The organism is Pectobacterium sp. CFBP8739 (assembly GCF_013449375.1).
In the GTDB taxonomy this organism is placed as follows: domain Bacteria; phylum Pseudomonadota; class Gammaproteobacteria; order Enterobacterales; family Enterobacteriaceae; genus Pectobacterium.
The window spans coordinates 1-223 of record NZ_JACDRR010000055.1 but is presented as its reverse complement, the minus strand read 5'-3'; the positions used below and the strand labels follow the sequence as shown (position 1 = coordinate 223).

The window sequence follows — 223 nt, the reverse complement described above, 5'->3', positions numbered from 1 at the left end:
TCCAGATTGTTAAAGAGCAATATCGTAAACCTGACTATTACTAATCAGTTTTAAGATATGTGGTAAGTAAATGACTTACTGAAGACCCCCGCTTTCACCGGAATGGTCGGATGCGCTGGCGTCCCCTAGGGGATTCGAACCCCTGTTACCGCCGTGAAAGGGCGGTGTCCTAGGCCTCTAGACGAAGGGGACACGACACCGTACTTTGTTGACGCTTTTGCTC

Annotated in this window: 1 tRNA gene; it reads right to left on the bottom strand. The window is 49.3% G+C overall.

Annotation, left to right across the window (positions count from 1 at the left end):
* Nucleotides 1-116: 116 nt before the first annotated feature.
* A tRNA-Glu gene (locus tag H0247_RS19580) sits at nucleotides 117-192 on the bottom strand.
* Nucleotides 193-223 lie beyond the last annotated feature (31 nt).